Here is a 21149-nt window from a genome sequence, read left to right on the forward strand (position 1 = left end):
GTTTATGTTTTGCTTAAACTCCTGTTTGACGAAGGTCAAAAGGTCGTGCATTGGAGCGCAAAATTAACATTTGCCGATTTCGCACGATTATTAAGTTTACAAACATTGTCGTTAGAGTGGAGGATTTATTTAAATAAATTCTGGATTTAAACTCATAATTTGGCCAATCAACAGGTCTAACAATAATGCTCTTATTTAACTTATTTATCTATATTGAAGAAAAATAAGGTGCAAAAATGCCGTTAGTTGGGGAGGAGAAGCATTGTTTCACTGTTGAGACGGGGAAGGGGAAGGGGAGTTGGAGGGAGAATTTGCGTCCTGCCCCTAACTTCACCAGTCTTTACGCCTGCTCTTCAGTTTGGATTTTAATTTCACTTCAAAATTAGCGATTGAAATCAGGTAACAGCTTAGGCTTACGGGGGTGAGCTTTCCAGCGAAAAGCTTTCAGGCGAATACTTTCTCTCTTACAGTTCAACCCTCCCCTTCATTCTTTCTCGTTTCTTGCGACTTGTTATGTCGAATATAGTCGAAAATTTAGAATTAATGACTCATACGGATTTTGGATATGACATGTTAGGCTGATATAAGAGGGGGATTTAAATGAATGTTTATCTAGTTGCGATTCTGATCTTTATTATTTTGTTCAGCTTATTTTTTAACATCTACAAGAAAAAACAAAGAGAAGGCAGTAAAGCACCGGATGTGGTTATAATTTTAGGGTTTAGCGTAGCTATCGTTATGGTAGTGACTCAGGCATTAATATATGGTGCTGGGGCTTGGACTTGGAATACAACAATACTTGTAATTGCGTCAGTTATCGGTATTGGGCGTATCCTTTTCAGTTGGAACAAAGCCAAGAGAAATAGAGTATAAAATATTACGAAAATGTAATTATTTAAATCTGGAAAATAGTCTTCCATTCAATGGAGGGCTATTTTTTGAGGGTGTGTCCGCATAGAGATTATATTATTTTAGCTCAGCTGAAGAAAATATATTAAATTTTTTTAATATATTTTAATAAAAGTGCTTCCGAAATTGAAACAAATGCTATATTATAGTATCTCATATGAATAATAATAGTTTATTCTGCATATTAATCCGGTTCTTACATGGGAGTGTCAGTTTTCCGGATGGTTTAGAAGATATGCCGGAATGGAGGAATGCAAGGATCATAGCTTCATAGAGCCGAGATGATACTTCGGCCAGAAATCTATCAACACGAATATACAGGGGGTTTACCATGTCTAAAAGATTATTATCCTTATTAATTGCGTTTACCCTGGTAATGTCCGGACTGCTTCCTGCAGCCTATGCCGCACCAGAAGTAAGTGAGATTGCACCGCAATCTGTAACAGCACCTGCAGCTGACGCAGCAGGATCTTCCGAAGGGACATCCCAGCCATCAGTAACATCGGAAGTCTATGCGCCACCTACAATATCCACTGAGGTATACCAAGCTTCCATGACGGAAGCCAGAACACTGGAAATCACGTTCGATCTTCCGCAAGGTACAACCACTGACCAAATCATCTGGAACTTCGGCAGAAATGCAGAAGAGATGAAGCCGCTGGCTGCTTGGAAGAAATGGAATAATGACTCTAAAGTTAGAGATTATACGGGAGACCCATTCATTAAGGTGACTTATGAGCCTGTCTCTGGTTCTACTGTCAAAGCACTGGTTCATTTTGACCTTTTGTATGGTGTCAATTTGTCGCTCTCCGGGATCCGTGCAGAGTATGTGAAGCGTGCAGGTATTTACAACCTGGAAGCCTCCATCCCGTCCGGACATGTTGTGGCAGTGCAGCAAGTGAAGCTGAACCCGTATGATACCTATCATACATACGATGAGATTAAACCGGCGATTGACCGTATCACTGCGCCGAGCAACAATAAATATAACCGCTACGTAGAGTATCAACAAATTGGTACCTCAACCCAAGGCCGTGCGATCCACTTCTCCATCGTGGGCAAAGACAAGGCTTCTGTGGACCAATATTTGAATGAAACCTTGCCACTGATGATGAATGACCCTGCCGCATTGCAGGCGAAGATCAGAAGCGGTGAACTGAAAGACTATAAAGTACCTATCTGGCTGAACAACATTCATGCTGATGAAGCTAACGGGGTAGACGTGATCATCAAGTTCCTCGACACCCTGATGACACAAAAAGTAGTATCGTATGACACAACTGACGATAAAGGCAATGCCAAAAAAGTATCATTGGATATTGATACGGCATTAGATAACGTAATCTTCCTTCTGGATTATGTAGAAAATCCGGATGGCCGTGCGTTGAACACACGCGCAACATCTACATTGCTAGACCCGAACCGCGATAACTCTTACCAGACTCAACCGGAAACAAAAGCAGTAACGGCTCAAATCGCTAAATGGACGCCACTTAGCTTTCTGGATATGCACGGATTTGTCAGTGGTTTCTTGATCGAGCCTTGCACTCCGCCACATGATCCAAACATCGAGTATGACCTGGTATTGGACAACATGGTTGATCAGGCACATGCTATGGGGAATGCTGCGATTGCGAATACCAAATATGATTCCTATCATGTTCCTTACGAAGAAAGTGAGAAATTAAGGGAAGATCCGAACTATAAAGGTGCTTCCGGTACCTATGTAACAGGTTGGGATGATGCTTCCCCAGCGTATACAGCAGTATATGCAATGCAACAAGGTGCAATGGGACACACGCTTGAAGTTCCTGAGCTGAACGAAGATTCACTGGATGCTTTCTACTACGCTACTCTTGGAGCAACAAGCTATGTAGTGGACAACAAGGAGAAGCTGTTCCTGAATCAGCTGGAGATTTTCAAACGCGGCATCAATAATGAAGATAACAGAGCAGTTGATAAAAACTTGATCAATGCGAAATACGAGCCGATCGGCCGTCCGCGGGGCGAGAATGCAAACTTCTTCCCTGAGTATTACGTGTTGCCAGTTGACAAGAACCTGCAAAAAAATGAGCTGGAAACGTACAAAATGGTACAATACCTGCTTCGTAACAACATCAAGGTAGAGCAGACCACCACTAGTGTTACTGTGGGTTCTGTCACTTACCCAGCAGGAACCTATGTCGTGAACATGCATCAGGCCAAACGCGGATTTGCGAACCTGGTACTGTATGATGGACTCAACGTATCCGACTTCAATGAAATGTATTCCGATACTGTACAGAATTTCGCGGACATGCGCGGTTTCGACCGTCACATTATCCGCACTGCTGGTGCTTTTAAGGGAATAACAAAGCAAGTTACAAGTATTGCAATTCCTAGCACCAACCTGGATAGCTATCCATTCGAGCAAAACTACGTAATCCGTAACAGTAACAATGATGCAATCAAAGCAGTAAATGAGCTGCTGGCGAACAAAAAAGCTGTAACTTTGCTCGAAAAAGATGGATATGGATATGAAAAAGGAAGCTTCCTTGTCTCCAGATCGAACTTAAGAACCGTTGCTTCCAAATATCTGCTGGATCTTGTGCCATTCAATCCAAATGCAGATAAGACAGGTAAGCTCTTGAAGGCTCCAAGTGTCGCCATTGGCGGTGCACCTGGCTTCATTGTGGCTGATCTTGGATTTAAAGTAACAACAGATACAGCAGCAGCCGACGTTCTTGTGAACTCGGGAACCAATCTGATTGCTTCCGGTAAACCGTTTATCGGTTATGGTAGAAGTATTCTGAGCACAGTCAAAAATCTTAAGGTTCTGCCTGGTCTGGATTATTCTAACCCAGTCAACGCAGCTGGCAGAGCTGACGCTCATGAAGGATTGTTTAAGGCGGTTATCTCCCAAGATAACGTAATTACAGCGCCTTACGCAGCTTCTGAATACCTGTACACTGTGTCGGCGGCTTACATCACTGCCGTTCCAGAGGGTGCAGAAGTGCTGGCTAAATACGGCAACGGCGATGATTTCTTCAAAGCCGGCTGGTGGCCGAACAGCAGTGCTGCTAAGGACCAAGTATTGGCTCTGAGCTACAAGCAGAACAACCTGAATGTAACATTGTTTGCTAACGACCTACTGAACAAATATCACCCGCAGAACCAGTTCCGTTTGCTGGCTAATGCGATCTATGCTTCTTCTCCGGCTGCGACTGAAGCAGACGGTATGGACAATGGTGGTTTGGAGACACCGCCGCCAGTGTCATCGGGTGGCAACGGACCTGTTGCAACACCTGCACCATCAGCAACGCCTGCACCAACCGCAACACCAGCTCCAACAGTTCAACCGTCTGCGCCTGCAGCAACGCCAAGCTTCACTGACCTTAGTAAAGTGGTTTGGGCAACAGACGCCATTAAGGAACTGACGGAAAAAGGTATTATCAAAGGTGTAAGCGACAATTCATTCGCACCACTGAAAGAAGTTACACGTGCTGAATTCATCACCATGATCGTGCGTGCCTTCGACCTGCTGGATGAGAATGCCGCTGCTTCCTTCAGTGATGTTAAAGCAACGGATTGGTCTTACAGCTACATCGCTTCCGGGGTCAACAACGGCCTGATTAACGGTGTAGGTGGAGGCAAGTTCGATCCGAAGCGTGCGATTACACGTGAAGAAATGGCGATCATTGCCGCCAATGCCCTGAAGAAATTCAAAGGCAAGTCTGTAAACGACGCTGACGCGACCCTGGCAACCTTTAAAGATAAAGGAAGCATTGCTTCTTACGGTAAAGAAGCGGTAGCGCTGCTTGCCCAAGAAGGTATCGTTAAAGGTTTGACAGCCGACACGTTCGGACCAAAAGGTGTTGCCAACCGTGCCCAGGCTGCGGTTATCATTAGCAATCTGATTAACCTGAAGTAATAGAATCAACAGATAAGAATGAAGGATGTCCCAAAGCCGGTTATGGCTTTAGGGGCATCCTTCTTTGTATAAGTGTAATTAACAGCATTTTTGTACCCTAAATACTCTGCAGCTAAGGATTAGTGGGAATTAAGGACAATATTGTACGTTAATTTCCCTTGAATAGTCCTTTTAAGGTTATTTTAGGAGAATAAGATACAATAATGCCCTTATTTTCCTTTTTTACCTCTTTTAAAGAAATTTAAGGTACAAAAATGCTCTTAGTTGGGGAGCTAGAGTCATTTTCCATTGTTAAGAAGACTGCTGCGGGGCATCGGAGTGTTGCGTCTAAAAGCTAAAGCCCGAACTTCACCAGAATAACGCCTGATCTTCTGTTTGAATCTTAATTTCACTTAATATAATAGAAAAATTTTACTTTAAGTATTATTTGTATTAGAGTATATGATACAAATACCCAATTAACAGCTACAACAGCTATAACAGGAGGCTCTATGATCATTACTCTGGATTTTAAAAGCGAGCTTCCGATCTATGTCCAACTCCGCAACGAAATCGTAATCGGGATAGGTTCGGGAGCACTGGCTTACGGCGAAAAATTGCCAACCGTCAGGCAAATGGCCCAAGACCTTGGTGTGAACGCGATGACGGTGAACAAGGCCTATGCCATTTTGAAGAATGAAGGATTTATCTCCATTGATCGCAGGCACGGGGCTACGGTCATGCCGCTGGCGGCGGGACAGGCGGAATTTAAAGCGAAGCTTGAGAATGAGCTGCGGCTGGTCATCTCAGAAGCAAGCTTGAAGGGAATCCCCCGCGACGAGTTTATGCAGATGTGTACTTCCATATTTAGTGCGGTGACGTTTAAACCAAATTCTATTTCAGAATAGGGGGACTTCCATGCAGATTCTCTTTTTGTTCATAGGACTTTTAATCTTCACGATTATTCTGGTCACTTATGCAAGTCAACTTAAGCCCAGAGAAAGCCTGTGGTTTGGTGTGAGCCTGCCGGCTGAAGCGATGGAGGATGAAGAACTGACGCGTCTGCAGGTGACAAGTAAAAAAAGGTTCGCTGCCTATAGTGTATGGCTATTGCTTGCTTTGCTGCCGCTCCTGTTCCTGACTAAGTACGTCTCACTGGCTTATATCTACACGATGGTCTGGGGAGCTGTCATGATGTATGTACTTCGGATTCCCTTTCTGAAAGCGCACCGGGCAGCCAAGGAGATCAAAGTGAGAAACGGATGGTTTGTCGGAGAGAAAAGGGTTGTCCGTGTGGATACCAAGCTCTCGCTGCTTAAGGAGCGGATGATGATTTCCCCTTTTTGGTTTATAGTGCCTGCGCTCATTGGTGCTGTTCCATTTATTATAGGGGGGCAGGGAGACGGCGATAACCGGGTGATCGGAGCGGTTGCATTGGCGACGGTGGCGCTGATGCTTATCGTATTTCGGGCTTTTGGCAAAATGAAACCAAAGGTGTTCAGCGTGGACAATGAACTTAATGTGAAACTCAACAGGATCGTCCTGAGGTACTGGTCACTGCTGTGGCTTGGCCTCGCTGTTTTAAACAGTGTCAGCGCTGTTTCGCTTGCCTATGCTCTTCAGAGGGAGGTCTCCCCGGGGAATACAATATGGATAGCGGGCGCTCTGATCATTAGCGTTCTGCCTGTGGCCGGTATTTTGCTGGTACACCACAAAGTGCAGACGTTATCGGCGGACATCGCTGGGCAGGGAGAAGGCGCGGTCTTTGTTACCGATGATGATGAGTATTGGATTAATGGGACTACATATAATAACCCGAACGACAGCTCACTTATGGTACCAAAGCGGATAGGGATCGGCACAACGATTAACACGGGGACAAAAGTGGGTAAAAGCATATATCGCAGTCTGTTTGTATTTTTGCCAGTTGTCCTTATCGGGACGGGCTGGATGACTTTTCAGGCAGAATTTTCAACTCCACACTTTGCGTTGGGCGAGAACCGACAGGTGAGTATTGAGTATCCGCTGTACAACTATAGCTTCAATCTAAAGGATGTTGAAGAGATAACACTTGTGGACGCTTTGCCGCGCGCACGACGCACAAATGGGATCTGGGTGGATACAGTAGCTATAGGCAACTTCAAGCTTGACACCTACGGGAAAACTAAACTGTACACGTATAGAAATTCTCCGCCGTATATTGTGATCAAATTGCCGGATATCTATGTGGTGTACAATGCCAAAGATCCTTCCCAGACGAAGAAGATTTTTGCCGATCTGCAGGATAGGTGAGTTATATCATTGAATTATGAAAAATTCGTATCCACTGGTGCGTTACTGTGATAGAATAGTCTAGTTGTCTAATTTTAGTTCTCGCCGTATGGATTTTTTGAAATTAAAAGAATAATTCGCAGGAAAACAGAGCATTTCAGTGTATTTCGGTGAATTGCAGAGTATTAACGGCGAAACTCAAAGATTTTACTCAAAAGATATCATTTTTTGTCGGTTTTTATTGATTATTTGGGAACTATTCTGTATAATCAGCCTTGTTGATTTTGCATATGGAATTTAGGAGGTTATTAATTTGGGAAAAGCGTTAATTATTGGCGCTGGCGGTGTTTCCAGTGTTGTTGTTCATAAATGCTGCCAGAATCCGGATGTGTTCGAAGAGATTTGTATTGCAAGCAGAACGGTTGCGAAGTGCGACGCGCTGAAAGATAAATTAGATGGTGGCCGTACGAAGATTCAGACGGCACAAGTTGATGCGGACAATACGGAGGAAGTTATCGAGCTCATCAAGAGCTTCGGGCCGGATGTTGTCATTAATGTGGCTCTCCCTTATCAGGACCTGACCATTATGGATGCCTGCCTGGCAACCGGTGTTCACTATGTGGATACTGCAAACTACGAACCACAGGATACTGCGAAGTTCGAGTACTCCTGGCAATGGGCTTACAAGGAAAGATTTGAGAAAGCGGGACTTACTGCACTGCTGGGCAGCGGCTTTGACCCAGGCGTGACAGGCGTGTTCACAGCCTACGCGCAAAAGCACTACTTTGATGAAATTCATACGATTGATATTGTGGATGCCAATGCAGGTGATCACGGTTACCCGTTCGCAACCAACTTCAATCCTGAAATAAATATTCGTGAAATTACCGCAAACGGACGTTACTTCGAGGATGGCAAATGGATCGAAACGCCACCGTTGTCTGAGAAAAAAGTATATGACCTTCCGGAAATCGGTCCAAAGGACATTTACCTGTTGTACCATGAGGAATTGGAATCCCTCGCCGTTAACATCAAGGGCGTGAAGAAGATCCGTTTCTGGATGACCTTCTCGCAGAACTACCTGAACCACCTGAAGGTGCTTGAGAATGTAGGTATGACTTCCATCGAGCCGATTGTATATGAAGGCAAAGAAATCATTCCTTTGCAGTTCCTGAAGGCGATTCTGCCAGACCCGGCTTCCCTGGGACCAAGAACTAAGGGTAAAACAAACATTGGCTGTATCATCCAAGGTACTAAAGACGGCCAGCCTAAGACTTACTATGTATACAACGTATGCGATCACCAAGAGTGCTACGCAGAAGTAGGCTCCCAAGCGATCTCCTACACAACAGGCGTACCGGCGATGATCGGTGCAATGATGATCCTGAAAGGCATCTGGAACAAACCAGGCGTATACAACGTTGAAGAGTTCGATCCAGACCCATTCATGGAGCAACTGAACAAACAAGGATTGCCTTGGCAAGAAGATTTCTCGCCAACGCTGCTTGACTAAGGCCAATGAAGGAAATCGGTATCGACATCAGCAGCCTGCCGTCGCCCAGCTATCTTGTGGATGAGAGATTGCTGGTACGCAACCTTGAAGTTTTGAATTCTGTGCAGGAACGCTCTGGCGCCAAGATCCTCTTGGCCCAGAAGGGTTTCTCTATGCACTCCATGTATCCGCTCGTCGGCAAGTACCTGCATGGCGTGACTTCCAGCTCCTTGTTCGAGGCCAGACTTGGCTATGAGAAAATGGGCAAAGAAGTTCATGTCTACGCTCCGGCCTACATGGACCGTGAGTTCGACGAAATCATGAGCTACAGCGATCATATTGTGTTTAACTCCTTCGATCAATGGAACCGGTTCAAGGACCGGGTACAAAATGCACCGAAGAAGATCAGCTGCGGTATTCGCGTCAATCCGGAATATTCGGAGCTTGAAATTCCGCTATATGATCCGTGCTACAACTTCTCGAGAATGGGTGTAACCCTGCCGAACTTCCGTCCGGAAGAGCTGGAAGGTATTGATGGACTGCATTTCCACACGATGTGTGAGCAAAACTCCGATACCTTGGAGCGGACCCTGAAGGTCGTTGAAGAGAAGTTCGGTGAATACCTGCATGGTATGAAATGGCTGAACTTCGGCGGCGGACATCATATTACCCGTCCGGATTATGATCTGGATACCCTAGTTCGCTGTATTGTGTACATGAAAGAGAAGTATGATCTCGAGATTTATCTGGAGCCGGGCGAAGCAGTTGCTCTGAACACCGGATATCTGGTGGCTACTGTTCTCGACGTGATGCACAATGGAATGGATATTGCCATTCTGGATACCTCCGCAGAGTGTCATATGCCAGACGTTCTGGCTATGCCTTACCGTCCTGGTATTATTGGAGCTGGTGAGCCGGGTGAGCATCCGTATACGTACAGATTGGGCGGCATGACCTGTCTCGCAGGAGATGTCATTGGCGACTACTCCTTCAAGGAGCCTCTGAAGTACGGTGATAAGCTGGTGTTCCTGGATATGGCACACTACTCCATGGTGAAGAATCACATGTTCAACGGTGTGAATTTGCCGGCCATTGCTTCCTATAACGAAGAAGAGGGCATCAAGGTTATCCGCGAATTCCAATTCGAGGATTTCAGCGGCCGTCTGTCCTAATCCTATACGTAATTAAAGGGAGCTTCCGATAGCCGGTTTACGGCTTGAGGAAGCTCCTTTGTTGTCCTGTGGCTTAAGTGATTGCCTTATGGAGTGAACTTAAGAATCCAATGCTATGAAGCGATAAAGCTTTAATAGACAGGGTATTGTCAGTTCGGGATGCTTAAACTTAAGTTCAGCTAGTATTTGTCGCTCAGCTTACTTCATAGTGATGGCAATCCTGTCCTCCTGCGGTAGCCATTCTACGGTTGCACCCAGCTTCTCGCTGATAAACCGCAGCGGCAGATATAGGATGCCATTCACATTGAACGGTTTGTTCTGGAGTGTAACTAGCTCATTATTAACCCTGGTCTGTCCACTCGCGGCACTGACGTTGATCGTAATGGCAGGCTTGCCGTCTTCGGTGCGGGCCACAGTTGCTAACTTGTTCATCTGATCAAAGGTCACTTTGGCGCCTAGCTTCTCAAACACAGAACGAAGAGGAATGAAATTCTGACCATTCCTTGTAATGACACCACTGGTCAGAGCTACATTCTCACCATTCAGTGAGACAGAGATCGGCTTCTGTACAGGTACGGGCTTAGTATGGCTGAATTCATAGTCTCCATAACCCAATTCAGCATGCTTGTTCACACCCCAGCCCCAGAGTGTGCCGTCGTTCTTCTGCATAATACTATGGCGCGGACCGCTGCGGATGGATTGTACATCCGAGAAAATTTGTTCAAATTCGGCATCCGCAGGCATGGAGGTGCGGTAGGTGGAGGCGGCGAAGAGCTTGCCGTCCGTGGTCAGGGCAAGAAGAGAGTTCTCCACGACAAAAGCATCCTGCACATGCTTGATCCCGCTCAGGAGGACAGGTACCGGATTATCATTCCATGTAGTTCCATCCGAGACTCCCGTGATGGTCGCCCCCCAGAACCAAAGACGGGATTCGCCGTCAATCGCAATGTTGGAGTAGCTATTATGCCTGATGGCTTTAATGTTGGCTAGCGGTTGAAGCTGCACCGGGGTCATAGCCTTTGGTTTTGCACTCTTTCGTTCAAAGGTGGCGGGCCAGGTCCAGACGGTGCCGTCTGCCTTAAGGGCCATATTATGCACAATCTGCACCACGTTGTTCAGCCCCTGAACCGGCTCAAAGGTCTGTAATCGGTTATTATCCTTCCAGACAGACCCGTCTTTCTTCAAAAAGATGTACTGTTCCTCTTCAAAAGCATAATAGCCTTGTATATCCGCGACATTATCGATGCCAGTTACTGGAATAAAGGTTGCGGGTTCCCATTCCTCCTGATTTGGAATGGAGGCGAATACGTCGCCCTGCTCATTCAGGGCCAGTGTGGTGTGTCCATAGCGGAAGACATCAATAATCCGTTCCAATCCTTTGACAGGGACCAGTTCAATGATCAGATCACGGCCTTTCCGTTCCCACAGCCAGACGGAGCCATCCTTCTTCAGTACATATCCGTCGTCAAAGATAGCCTGCACATCGGATAAACCAGAGATTTGGGTGGGCACAGGCTGATTGTAGCTCCATACCCACAGACTGCCATCACTTTTGATCAGGGAATCTTGACTGTAGGAAGTGATTTTACTGGCGGGAGCAGATTCAGCACTGACGATAGAAGCGCTTGCGGCCAGCGTAAGGCCCAACATGACACTGAGAAACAATGTTTTTTTATTCATTTGTTTTGCACCTCGAAAATTATAATTGGGAAAATATAGGATGTTTTTCTCCTACAGTTAGACGCATTTTTGCTCAAAAAGTTTCCTTCTGGACAGCTAGAAACTCATACGTATCTCAGAAGGCCATGCAGGGAAGATTACGGTCTGAAGCTATCATTTTAAATTTTTATTATGCGAAAATAGATGCTGCTGTGATACAATAAATCAGTCTGTTTTTAGAGCAGGGGTCCGCATTTGGAGGAGGAATTCAGCATCAATGAGACAAGCGCCATTTATTGCCGTGGAAGGTCCGATCGGAGCAGGGAAAACAACGCTGTCTTCGATGCTTGCCGAGACATTACACCTTCCTATTATTAAGGAAATTGTTGAAGAGAATCCGTTCCTAGACAAGTTCTATCAGAACATGGACGATTGGAGCTTTCAACTGGAGATGTTCTTTCTCTGCAATCGGTATAAGCAGTTGGAGGATACGATTACCCAGTACATAGAGAAGGGCAAGCCGGTGATTTCGGATTACCATATTTATAAGAATCTGATTTTTAGCGAGCGGACCTTGAAGGGGACGAAGCGGGACAAGTACCGCCAAATCTATCATGTGCTTACTGATGATCTGCCGAAGCCGGATATCATTCTATATATAAGAGCAGATCTCGATACCCTGCTGGCTAGAATTGCTAAGCGCGGCCGCTCTTTTGAAGAAGGGATGGACAAGGCCTATCTGCAGCAGCTGATCGAGGATTACGATGATGCGATGAGCTCTCTGGCTGCCCGTGAGCCGTCCACTATTATTATGACCATAGATGGCAATACGGTCGATTTTGTGGAGAATCGGATGCATTATGAAGAAATTGCTGCAAAAGTAAAGGAGCTTATGGAATGAACCAATATCAAATCCCGGAGAACGCAATCATAACGGTGGCCGGAACCGTGGGTGTAGGAAAATCGACACTGACAGGTGCGCTGGCGAGCCGGCTCGGCTTCCAGACCTCACTGGAGCAGGTGGATCATAACCCTTACCTGGAGAAGTTCTATCATGATTTTGAACGGTGGAGCTTCCACCTGCAAATTTATTTCCTGGCTGAACGCTTCAAGGAGCAGAAGAAGATGTTCGAGATGGGTGGAGGGTTCGTGCAGGACCGTTCCATTTATGAGGACACCGGTATTTTTGCCAAAATGCATGCAGATCAAGGGACGATGTCTAAGACGGATTATGAGACCTACACCAGTCTTTATGAAGCCATGGTAATGACCCCGTACTTCCCGCACCCGGATGTGCTGATCTACATTGAGGGCAGTCTGCCATCGATCCTAACCCGGATTAATGAACGTGGCCGCGAGATGGAGATTCAGACGGATGTTTCTTACTGGGAGCAGATGCACCGCCGGTATTCGATATGGATCGATGAATTCAAGGCTTGCCCGGTGCTGCGCCTGAACATTGATGACTATGACGTGCATGATCCGGCGTCCCTCTCCGATATCCTGGAGCAGGTGGGTCGGACCATTGCGGGCTCGGGAGCTAAAATATAATTCCTGGAAAAGGCGGCACGCTTAGATGCCGTCTTTTTGCTGTCAGCAGAGGGATGCATGTTTAATTTGCCCGGCCCATGTTACAATATTTGAACAACAAGATGACGAGGTGACGATAGTTGAAGTATGATTTTGACCGTGTAATTAACCGCCGCAATACGGGTTCCGTCAAATGGGATGAATGCGGAAAGCTATTTGGGAACGAGAATATTCTGCCTTTGTGGGTAGCAGATATGGACTTTGAAAGCCCGCCAGCTGTGAAGGAGGCGCTGCTTCGCCGTGCGGAGCTGGGGCTTTATGGATATAGTATCAGTGATGACTCTTATCAGGGGTCAATTATCTCCTGGTTTGAGAGAAGGCACGACTGGGAGTTGAAGCGGGAGTGGATTGTTAATTCGCCTGGTGTCGTAGTCAGCCTGGGATTGTGTGTGGAGCTGTTTAGCGCGCCGGGGGATGGAGTGATTATTCAGACTCCTGTCTATCGTCCATTCTATGATGTGATTGAAATGAATGGCCGGACGCTGGTCAAGAATCCGCTTTTGCAGCAGGGTGGCCGTTATGAGATGGATTATGAAGGACTGGAGAGACTAATGCAGGACGGAGCAAAACTGATGATTCTGTGCAGTCCGCATAATCCTGTCGGCCGGATATGGGAACGTGATGAATTGCTGCGTCTGGGCGAGCTATGCCTGCAGTATGGAGTGACGGTTATTTCGGACGGCATTCATTGCGATATGGAGTTCGAAGGTCATAAGTACGTCTCGTTTGCCGGATTGTCTCCGGAACTGGCGGACATTACGGTGACAGCATTGTCTGTGACGAAGACCTTTAATTCACCGGGCCTGCAAACCTCCTTTATCGTGGCCTCCAACCCCGTGCTGCGGCGAAAATTCAAGCGTAGACTGGATGCGCTTGGACTTCACAATATCGGGTATTTTGCCGCAGAGGTCGTCAAGGCTGCTTACAATGAAAGTGAAGATTGGCTGGAAGAGCTAATTCAATACATTGCTGGCAACGTGAAATATGCTACCGATTATTTAGAGCGCTATCTGCCGCAGATTGGCATTACCCGCCCGGATGGGACCTACCTGCTATGGATCGATTGCAGGGCGCTTGGACTTGATGTTCCGGGCCTCAAGAAGCTAATGTACAAGGAAGCCCAGATTGCCTTCCAAGAAGGTTCGATATTTGGCACCGAAGGCGAAGGTTATCTGCGGATCAATCTCGCCTGTCCCCGTTCCACGCTGCAGGAAGCGCTGGAGCGCTTTGTCAGAGCTGTCGGGACCATAAACGCACAATAACATTATGTATATAACAAGGAGGCAACAGCGATGAACCCAACCAGACTTATTTTAGATGTAGACACAGGGATAGACGATGCATTGGCGATTTTATATGCCTTGAAGGCACCGAATGTGGTGATCGAGGGGATTACGACGATTTTTGGAAATGTGGATGTGGAGCAAGCCACGGAGAATACGCTCCGATTGTTGTCACTGGCACAGCCTGGGTATGAGATTCCGGTTGCCGTTGGTGCAGGCACAGCATTAGCGAAAAAGACCGCAGGATATGCTACCGGCGTTCATGGCGAGAACGGGATCGGCGGGGTGGAACTGGCATCCTCCAACCAGCAACCGGTTCAAGAAACAGCAGCAGAGTTTATCGTTCGCATCGCCAAGGAGAACCCGGGCGAGATCGTACTGGTCACGCTGGCCCATTTGACTAACTTGTCGCAGGCTCTGGAGCTGGAACCGAATCTGAAGAATCTGTTGAAGAAGGTTGTTGTGATGGGCGGCACAGTCTTCAGACCGGGGAACAAAACGCCAGTGGCGGAAGCCAATATCTGGGGGGACCCGGAGGCCGCCGACCATGTATTCACTTCGGGTCTGCCACTGACGATGGTAGGACTGGATGTTACCCAGAAGACGGTGATTACGCGGGAGCACCTGAATCTCCTACAGCGTCAGGGACGGGAAGAGAATCGCGAGATCATCGCGTTCATGGAAGAGTCGCTATCTCACTATTTCAAGTTCTATCAAGAAGTGAACTATTTCATCGAAAGCGCACCGCTGCATGATCCCCTGGCATTGATGGTGGCTCTGCAGCCAGACCTGGTCACAACCCGGCAGATGAAAGTACGGGTGGAGTGCAAGGGAGAACATACAGCTGGTATGGTCGTTGCAGATCTGCGTCCTCAGCCTAAAGTTGGAGAATTCATAGAGGTAGCAGTTGAGGTAGATACGGAGCGTGCGGTGGGTGTGTTCCTCAGTGCCTTCATATAAAATTGCACTTTGTCTTCTTTAATTTGCTATATATATCATATTTGGTAAAATGATAGTGAGAAAAATAGAATAGCAAACTGAAAATCATATTCTCTTAGATTGGAGACTCCTTATGAAACGGTTCAGCAAACTCTTATTATGCCTCGCTATCACCTTGGGCAGTGCCTCAGCCCTGCAGGCAAGTACTACCGAGGCCGCCGGAGCATCTGATGGGGTAAAGATCATCCTGGACGGATATCCATTACCCTTCCCGGTAGAACCAGCTATGATGAATGGAACGACCATGGTGCCCTTCCGGGCGATCTCTGAAGCACTTGGCATTAAGGTAGAGTGGAATCAGGGTGCCAAGCAGATCACAGCCACCAAGGTGGATGCTGCTGACGCCAAGGTAGTTGTGCTTACACTCGGCAGCAAGGATGCCACCGTTAATGGCGGGACGGTCAAGCTAACCGTCGCTCCGCAAAATGTGCGTGGTACCACGATGATTCCGCTGAGCTTCTTCAGCGGGCAGTTCGGTGCGGCGGTGACCTGGGATCAGGCTACCAAGACTGTTTCTATCACTTCGCCGAAGACGGACATGTATAAGCTCGGCTTCTACGCGCAGGGAGCTTACGGCGAGGTCTCGCTGATCCCGAGCTTCGACGCCGTTGCTTTCGGCTGGAGCCGGATTGACCGCAGCGGGAATTTTACAACCACAGGTGATGAATTCAGATGGCCGAAGCCAGCGGGAGATGTGACACCGGAATCTCTTGTTCTGGACGCGGCTGCCGGAGGAACGGATCCTTACCTGATGGTCTATTCAGTGGATGGGAAGCTTGAGCTGACTAAGAACCTGGAGGACAAGGTTCTTCAGGAGCAGACTATAACCAGTATTGTGGATACTGCGTCCCAAAAAGGGTTTAAAGGTATTGCACTCGATTTAGAGGGTCTCGGACTTACGGGGGACAAGGCCAAGGTGCAGGGAGAGTACAATGCTTTTGTGAAGAATCTGTCCGCCAAAGCCAAGGCAGCAGGTTTGAAGCTTACCGTTATTCTTCACCCGCTTAATAGCTCTTATAAGGGTTATGATTACAAGACACTCGGAAGCTTAGCGGATGACCTGATCATTATGGCTTATGCCTATGAGGATGAATCCCGGCCTGAGCCGATTAACAAGGTCGATGAGGGGATCCGGCTAGCCCTGCAGCAGGTCAACAAGGACAAGCTGATTCTCGGTATTTCCGTATATAGCGAGAATGAGAGCTCAGTTAATGCCAAGATCGGGTTGGCTAAGCGATATGGTCTCAAAGGCATTGCTATCTGGCGGATCGGCATTATCGGGCAACCGGCTTTGGCTGAAATGAGCAAGTCCGTGGAATTCTAGGGACATACATCCGAAAAAACGTCTGTTGAACAGGATAGCCGCAGACTTCAAGCAGAAAGGCAGGAGACAGCTATGAATACACAGAACTCGCGTAAAGGTCAAACCATTATCGAGGAAGTAAATGAAACAGAGGTTCCTTATGGTACTCTGGCGGTATGGTTTCTTGGGCAGGAAAGTGTCATTATCAAAGGGGACGGCCTCACCGTCTACATCGATCCGTATGTATCCGAGAATCCTGATCGTACTTATCCCGCTCCAATCGGGCCTGAAGATATCACGAACGCTGATATTTGCTTGATTACACATGATCATCTTGACCATCTGGATACGGGTTCGATTCCTTCCATCGTGAAGAACAATGCTGATGTCCGCTTTATGGCTCCGGCCGTATGCGCAGCACCGCTGCACGAACTGGGTGTGAAGGAAGCTCAACTGCTGACCGCGAAACCGGAGAACTGGATAGAGATGGGACCTAAGCTCAAGGTACTGCCTGTAACCGCCGCACATGAGCAGTTGGATAAAGACAGCGAAGGACTCCCGCATTATGTTGGATACATTCTTGAGTTGAATGGGGTTACGCTCTATCATGCCGGGGACACCGTGTTGTTCCCCGAGTTAATTGAGACAGTCAGCCGTCAGCACATTGATTTGGCGATGCTGCCGATTAACGGGCGTGATTATTTCCGCAACCAGCGCGACATTGCCGGCAATATGGATTACCGGGAGGCTGCCGAGTTCGCGGCTGTAGCGGGATTCGAGACGGTTATCCCGCTGCACTATGATATTTTTGCTGGAAATGCCGAGAATCCGGGTTACTTTGTGGATTATCTGTACCGTCATTTCCCGGAGCAGAAATTCCATGTGATGGCCCGGGCGGAACGGTTCATCTATGTGTCGCCTAAGGCTTTTTTGAACAGCAAATAGAATGATCATCTGTAATAGATAAGATAATTAAGTGGAACCCCCTCGAAGTTGTGAGGGGGTTTTTGCTGTGGTTGTGGATGTTTGTACATATATATCTTGAACTAAAGAAAGAAACGGAAAGGGGAGAAGGAGTGGGGAGAAGATTGGAACTGTAGGAGCGCTATCTAATTTGGTTTCGGTTTACATAGAATAAAAGTCACATAATCCTGCGCTGCAAACCTTTATAATCACTAAGGTTGAATTCATTTACCATACTTACTATTTTGCAGGAGGACTTGTGAACATGAAATATAAATCTCTGGAGCTGGATAAACCGTTAACATACGAACTGGAGGGGCTGGAAGTTGGGGTCACCTCTAATTGTAATTTCCGCTGCGATTACTGCTGTGCCTACAACCGGAATGATGGGCAAAGTATCGATGGCAAGGAAGTGATTCGTATTCTGGAAGAACTGCCCGGGCTCAAAAGAGTACGTCTGTCCGGCGGTGAAGTAACATTGAAATATCAGGATTGCGTAGAGATTGTAGCTTACTGTGCCTCACGTGGTATTCAGACGCAGCTGAACTCCAATGGCAGTCTGCTTAGCGCTGAACGAATCGATAAATTGGTGGAAGCTGGATTGACCACTATACATATTTCCTTCAACTTCACTACGGCAGAGGCCTTCTCCAAGTATTATAATATCCACCCAAGTATCTACAAGAAGATTAGAGAAAATATCAGCCTCTTTGCGGCGACCCCGGTGGACACCGTACTGGAGACGCTGCTGTTCAGCGAAACCCAGGATAACATGAAGGAAATTAGTGATCACGTTTATGATATGGGTGTACGTACGCATGAGATTCAGAACAGCATCATTATGGGACATACTGGCTGGAAAGCTATAGCCGCCCGGGAGCAGCTCAAACAGGCTGTTAACGATTTGATCTCCCGTAAAAAAGACGATACCACACTCTACTTTACTTGTATGGACCGCTTTATGGAGGAGATGGGCTTCCAGGAACAGCCGGGAGTGTATTTCCCGCACTGCATCGAGGGCAAGAAACAGCTCCATCTGCATGGCAACGGCGATATCCTGATCTCCGAACTGTGTCATCCTGTTATCATCGGCAACATTTATAATGGAACTTCCCTGAAGAATCTCTACAGCAGTATGCCAGGACCACTGGCTCAATTTCTGGATAAGCAGCCTTGTCCAGCGAGGGATGCTTTGTTTCCGCAAAAGGTCTAAAGGACCGGATACTACCCCATAAAGTAGGATGAAAGACCAGGCAGGGCGGTGGGAAAACCGCCTTTTTTTCATTCATTTAAACTTTTAAAACATTAAAATTTACATTTCGACAAAATATGATCTATTTTATTGTTTTTCGACTTTTTATATTCATTAACCCGGGCCCACATCCGATAGTAATGGTAATAAAATTGATTGCAATAATTGAATTCCTGACAAGATTAGATCATGCCGGAAGGGTGTCGAGTACGATGAAGATTCGAATGAAATTATCGGTTATGCTGATTGTAGTAACACTGTTTTCCACTGCAGTAATGGGTATATTTACCTACAACAAGTCAACCCACACGATACTCAATCTCACAGAATCTTCAATGGAGCAAGTTACGGACAACAAAGCAGAGAATATTGAAGCCATGATCGACAAGGAAAAGAGAAGTATTGCATTGGTTGCCGGACAGACGGAGATCGCCGAACTGCTCCAAAAAGCGGGAAAAGGAGCAATTCAGGCCGGAGACCCTTTGCAAAATGAGGTGAACAATAAGCTGCAGGGCCTGGTGAAAGACGCCGGCAATCTGGAGCATATGTTCGTGGTTGATATGGATGGGACGATCGTCGGAGACAGCGACACGAAATTGCTGGGAGTTAGCGTAGGGGATAGAGCCTATACGAAAAGCGTACTGGCCTCCGGTGCGCCGGTGATCAGCGAGACCCTGAAGTCAAAATCGACGGGTGCGTTCATCATTGCTTTTGTTCACCCGGTGAAGAGTGACGGCAAAATGGTCGGATTCATAGCCTCTGCCGTAACGGCCAATAGTATCACACAATATTTGGATAATACCAAAGCAGTTAATGCCCCATCTTCCTATGCTTACCTTGTGGATGAGACAGGAATTATTCTCTATCATCCCGATGAAAGTAAAGTAGGAACCGCTGTGGAGAACGCACAAATCAAGTCTGTCGTAGAGCAGGTTAAAGCTGGGGTTATGCCAAAGGACGCTTCTGTGGAATATGTTTATAAAGGTTCGGAGAAGAAAGCCTCTTACACGGTGCTTTCTGATACGAAATGGACACTGGTATTGACCGGCGATATTCACGAAATCAAGAAACCGGCTGAAGAGATGACGAAGTTTATTTTGTTGTTGGGTCTGGGGATTCTGTTGGTTACTTTAATCACCGGATTATGGCTGGCAGGTAGAATCTCGTCTCCGATTGTTAAGCTGACGGAGATGATTAATCGGACGGCCAAGCTGGACCTGAAGTATGATGCACAGTACGAGTATTTGAAAAAGAATAGGGATGAGACAGGCACCATTGCCAAGGCAATGTTCGAGACACGAGTAGTGCTTAGGGAGATGGCTGGCAGCCTGCTTGCGATCTCGACCAAGGTGCTGGGCAATGCTGAAACGCTGGAAAAGCTATCAAGTGAGGTACGCGAAAATGCGCATGACAACTCGACCACAGCAGAGCAGCTGTCAGCGGGTATGGAGGAGACGGCGGCTTCAACTGAGGAAATGACAGCAGCCATCCATGAGATTGAGACCCATGTACATATGATTTCCGGTAGAGCCAGGGAGGGTGCAGAAGTGTCCAGCCAGATTACGCAGCGGGCGCTGGCACTCCAGCATGATGCGATGTCATCTACGGATAAGGCCAAAGCGATCTATGAATCTGTACGTACCGATATGGAAAAAGCGATCGAGCGCTCACATGCCATTGCGGAGATCAATGTACTGACCGATACGATTCTCTCGATTACGAGTCAGACGAATCTTTTGGCCTTGAATGCGGCGATCGAGGCTGCGCGGGCGGGGGAAGCAGGCAGGGGATTCGCGGTAGTTGCCGGGGAGATTCGCAAGCTGGCAGAGAAATCCTCTGCGACAGCTGCGGGTATTCAGGGCGTTGTGCAGAATGTGTATTCTTCTGTTGAACAAATGAAAGACAACTCCGAGGCGATCCTTGCTTTTATCGACCAAAATGTTCTAGGGGACTACGGGCGACTGGTTGAGGTCAGTGAGCGCTATAATACGGATGCTCAGATGGTCAATGCACTGATGCATCAATTCGAATCCGCTGCGGATCACTTGAGTGAGGGTGTAACGAGCATTACCGTTGCTGTAAATCAAGTGGCAGCAACAGTGAATGAAGGCGCCGTTGGCGTGCAGGATATTGCAGTAAAAACGGCGGATATTGTGGAAAAGAGCTTTGAAGAAGCCGCGATGGCAGATGCTAACACACAGAGTGCCAAGGAAATGCTGGCACTTGTGGAGAAATTTAAAATTTAGAACAAGCTGTTATTAGGCGAATGCAAGAAGGTAACAGATAGCGACAAGGAGCGAACGTTGTTCTTATAGCATGTGTTGGGGCGGTCCCACAACCTGGTATATTCTTTGTTGAGATAAGGCC

15 protein-coding genes are annotated in these 21149 nt (G+C 47.1%); 14 read left to right on the plus strand and 1 reads right to left on the minus strand.

The window, feature by feature from the left end:
• The first annotated feature begins 600 nt into the window (after window positions 1–600).
• The 6 genes from HPT30_RS05410 to nspC all read left to right on the plus strand — a co-directional run bounded on the left by HPT30_RS05410 (window position 601) and on the right by nspC (window position 9733).
• Window positions 601–873 (plus strand): hypothetical protein, encoded by a 273-nt coding sequence (locus HPT30_RS05410; RefSeq protein WP_175370420.1) that lies wholly within the window; start codon window positions 601–603, stop codon window positions 871–873.
• Window positions 874–1240: 367 nt separating this feature from the next.
• Window positions 1241–4819 carry a M14 family metallopeptidase gene (locus HPT30_RS05415; protein ID WP_175370421.1) on the plus strand — a complete coding sequence of 1193 codons (3579 nt, stop codon included), beginning with the start codon at window positions 1241–1243 and terminating at the stop codon, window positions 4817–4819.
• 491 nt (window positions 4820–5310) lie between these two features.
• On the plus strand, window positions 5311–5706 hold the full coding sequence (locus HPT30_RS05420) for a GntR family transcriptional regulator (protein WP_175370422.1): 396 nt from the start codon (window positions 5311–5313) through the stop codon (window positions 5704–5706).
• A 10-nt stretch (window positions 5707–5716) separates the two neighbouring features.
• Window positions 5717–7090: a DUF5808 domain-containing protein gene (locus HPT30_RS05425; RefSeq protein WP_175370423.1), complete on the plus strand. Its 1374-nt coding sequence runs from the start codon at window positions 5717–5719 to the stop codon at window positions 7088–7090.
• Between the two features lie 292 nt (window positions 7091–7382).
• Window positions 7383–8582, plus strand: a complete 1200-nt coding sequence (locus tag HPT30_RS05430; protein ID WP_175370424.1) for a saccharopine dehydrogenase family protein — start codon at window positions 7383–7385, stop codon at window positions 8580–8582.
• A gap of 14 nt (window positions 8583–8596) precedes the next feature.
• The gene (gene nspC, locus HPT30_RS05435; protein WP_175370468.1) at window positions 8597–9733 is read left to right on the plus strand and encodes a carboxynorspermidine decarboxylase; all 1137 of its coding nucleotides are present in this window, start codon (window positions 8597–8599) and stop codon (window positions 9731–9733) included.
• Between the two features lie 198 nt (window positions 9734–9931).
• On the opposite strand, the gene HPT30_RS05440 is transcribed toward nspC, so the two are convergent.
• Window positions 9932–11413 (minus strand): stalk domain-containing protein, encoded by a 1482-nt coding sequence (locus HPT30_RS05440; protein ID WP_175370425.1) that lies wholly within the window; start codon window positions 11411–11413, stop codon window positions 9932–9934.
• 256 nt (window positions 11414–11669) lie between these two features.
• Here HPT30_RS05440 and HPT30_RS05445 point away from each other — a divergent pair, with 256 nt between their 5' ends.
• The 8 genes from HPT30_RS05445 to HPT30_RS05480 all read left to right on the plus strand — a co-directional run bounded on the left by HPT30_RS05445 (window position 11670) and on the right by HPT30_RS05480 (window position 21028).
• A complete protein-coding gene (locus tag HPT30_RS05445) occupies window positions 11670–12293 on the plus strand; it encodes a deoxynucleoside kinase (protein ID WP_175370426.1) in 624 nt (207 codons plus the stop codon).
• Window positions 12290–12943, plus strand: coding sequence for a deoxynucleoside kinase (locus HPT30_RS05450; RefSeq protein ID WP_175370427.1), 654 nt, complete (start codon window positions 12290–12292; stop codon window positions 12941–12943). The genes HPT30_RS05445 and HPT30_RS05450 overlap by 4 nt, the downstream gene beginning before the upstream one ends.
• A 119-nt stretch (window positions 12944–13062) precedes the next feature.
• Window positions 13063–14244 carry a MalY/PatB family protein gene (locus tag HPT30_RS05455; protein WP_175370428.1) on the plus strand — a complete coding sequence of 394 codons (1182 nt, stop codon included), beginning with the start codon at window positions 13063–13065 and terminating at the stop codon, window positions 14242–14244.
• A 30-nt stretch (window positions 14245–14274) separates the two neighbouring features.
• Window positions 14275–15225 carry a nucleoside hydrolase gene (locus HPT30_RS05460; protein ID WP_175370429.1) on the plus strand — a complete coding sequence of 317 codons (951 nt, stop codon included), beginning with the start codon at window positions 14275–14277 and terminating at the stop codon, window positions 15223–15225.
• A gap of 112 nt (window positions 15226–15337) precedes the next feature.
• Complete coding sequence (locus HPT30_RS05465; RefSeq protein WP_175370430.1) at window positions 15338–16588, plus strand: stalk domain-containing protein; 1251 nt, start codon at window positions 15338–15340, stop codon at window positions 16586–16588.
• 72 nt (window positions 16589–16660) lie between these two features.
• Window positions 16661–17512 (plus strand): MBL fold metallo-hydrolase, encoded by an 852-nt coding sequence (locus HPT30_RS05470; protein ID WP_175370431.1) that lies wholly within the window; start codon window positions 16661–16663, stop codon window positions 17510–17512.
• A 283-nt stretch (window positions 17513–17795) separates the two neighbouring features.
• On the plus strand, window positions 17796–18743 hold the full coding sequence (locus tag HPT30_RS05475) for a radical SAM protein (RefSeq protein ID WP_175370432.1): 948 nt from the start codon (window positions 17796–17798) through the stop codon (window positions 18741–18743).
• A 251-nt stretch (window positions 18744–18994) separates the two neighbouring features.
• A complete protein-coding gene (locus HPT30_RS05480) occupies window positions 18995–21028 on the plus strand; it encodes a methyl-accepting chemotaxis protein (RefSeq protein WP_175370433.1) in 2034 nt (677 codons plus the stop codon).
• Window positions 21029–21149: the final 121 nt, after the last annotated feature.

Source organism: Paenibacillus agri (assembly GCF_013359945.1).
Classification (GTDB): domain Bacteria; phylum Bacillota; class Bacilli; order Paenibacillales; family Paenibacillaceae; genus Paenibacillus_AQ; species Paenibacillus_AQ agri.

Coding starts and splice junctions, on each gene's coding strand:
- HPT30_RS05460 (WP_175370429.1), top strand. CDS start 14,275: ATGAACCCAACCAGACTTATTTTAGATGTAGACACAGGGATAGACGAT.
- HPT30_RS05465 (WP_175370430.1), top strand. CDS start 15,338: ATGAAACGGTTCAGCAAACTCTTATTATGCCTCGCTATCACCTTGGGC.
- HPT30_RS05440 (WP_175370425.1), bottom strand. CDS start 11,413: ATGAATAAAAAAACATTGTTTCTCAGTGTCATGTTGGGCCTTACGCTG.
- HPT30_RS05420 (WP_175370422.1), top strand. CDS start 5,311: ATGATCATTACTCTGGATTTTAAAAGCGAGCTTCCGATCTATGTCCAA.
- HPT30_RS05470 (WP_175370431.1), top strand. CDS start 16,661: ATGAATACACAGAACTCGCGTAAAGGTCAAACCATTATCGAGGAAGTA.
- HPT30_RS05415 (WP_175370421.1), top strand. CDS start 1,241: ATGTCTAAAAGATTATTATCCTTATTAATTGCGTTTACCCTGGTAATG.
- HPT30_RS05475 (WP_175370432.1), top strand. CDS start 17,796: ATGAAATATAAATCTCTGGAGCTGGATAAACCGTTAACATACGAACTG.
- HPT30_RS05445 (WP_175370426.1), top strand. CDS start 11,670: ATGAGACAAGCGCCATTTATTGCCGTGGAAGGTCCGATCGGAGCAGGG.
- HPT30_RS05450 (WP_175370427.1), top strand. CDS start 12,290: ATGAACCAATATCAAATCCCGGAGAACGCAATCATAACGGTGGCCGGA.
- HPT30_RS05425 (WP_175370423.1), top strand. CDS start 5,717: ATGCAGATTCTCTTTTTGTTCATAGGACTTTTAATCTTCACGATTATT.
- HPT30_RS05410 (WP_175370420.1), top strand. CDS start 601: ATGAATGTTTATCTAGTTGCGATTCTGATCTTTATTATTTTGTTCAGC.
- HPT30_RS05480 (WP_175370433.1), top strand. CDS start 18,995: ATGAAGATTCGAATGAAATTATCGGTTATGCTGATTGTAGTAACACTG.